This is a genomic window from Xanthomonas sp. SHU 308 (assembly GCF_000364645.1).
Lineage (GTDB): Bacteria > Pseudomonadota > Gammaproteobacteria > Xanthomonadales > Xanthomonadaceae > Xanthomonas_A > Xanthomonas_A sontii.
This window is the reverse complement of sequence record NZ_AQOK01000419.1, coordinates 1-858: the sequence shown is the minus strand read 5'-3', so window position 1 is coordinate 858 and position 858 is coordinate 1. Positions and strand designations below refer to the sequence as shown.

The 858-nt window shown below is 68.9% G+C and carries 2 protein-coding genes and 1 pseudogene; 2 read left to right on the top strand and 1 reads right to left on the bottom strand.

Annotated elements, in window-relative coordinates:
- A pseudogene (locus D588_RS27285) lies at positions 1-133 on the top strand (octaprenyl-diphosphate synthase); the annotation flags it as partial.
- A 13-nt stretch (positions 134-146) separates the two neighbouring features.
- Positions 147-410 carry a helix-hairpin-helix domain-containing protein gene (locus D588_RS0113940; RefSeq protein ID WP_017916418.1) on the top strand — a complete coding sequence of 88 codons (264 nt, stop codon included), beginning with the start codon at positions 147-149 and terminating at the stop codon, positions 408-410.
- A gap of 205 nt (positions 411-615) precedes the next feature.
- Here the strand turns inward: D588_RS0113940 and D588_RS0113935 are convergent.
- Positions 616-858 (bottom strand): dienelactone hydrolase family protein (locus D588_RS0113935; protein ID WP_017916417.1); only part of this gene is annotated, 243 nt, incomplete at its 5' end.

Sequence of the window (858 nt, the reverse complement as noted above, 5' to 3'; positions counted from 1 at the left end):
CATCGACTACAGCCGCCGCCGCGCGGCCGACTACGCCGCCGCCGCCGAGCGCGCCCTGGACGGCCTGCCGGAGAACGAGGCGGTGGCCGCCCTGCGCGGCCTGGCCCGCTACGCGGTCGAGCGCAGACATTGAGCGCTGCCCGGGCATGATCGCCTTTGACGCCGAGGACCGCGCCGTATTGCTGGCGGTGAAAGGCGTCGGTCCCACCGTGGTCGCGCGCCTGGAACAATTGGGCGTGCATTCGCTGCAGGCGCTAGCCGCCTGCGATGCACGGCAACTCACCGAACAGGCCGCGGCGCTGCTCGGCTCCACCTGCTGGCGCAACAGCCCGCAAGCGCGCGCGGCCATGAGCGACGCCATCGCCGCGGCGCAGGCGCACTTGCTCAAGCACTCCGCCAAGACACCGTGAGGGCTCATTAGGCCCGTTTGACTGCCATCGGCTCGCTACCACGCGCCGGAAGGGATTGGTGATTCGGGTTGGGGATTCGCAACGGCGGCTTGGCCGACGCCTGAAGCGCTACGGGCTCGCCACACCAACCGATCAGTTGGGCGGCACCGACGGTCCGCTTTTACCAATCCCCAATCCCGCCAAGCGCGCAGCGCGAGGCACCTCCCTACTTCCGCCCGAACCGCTCCTCGAAGAAATCCTCGAGCATCCGGTAGGCACGCTTGGCCGCACGCGGGTTGTACTGGCAGCCCGGCGGGCTGTTGGCGTCGGCTTCGGCGAAGCAATGCACGGCACCGCTGAAGTTGACGAACTGCCAGTCGGCGCCAGCGCCGTTCATTTCCTGCTCGAAGGCGGCGATATCGTCGCGGCTCACGCTCTTGTCGTCGGCGCCATTGAGCACCAGCACCGG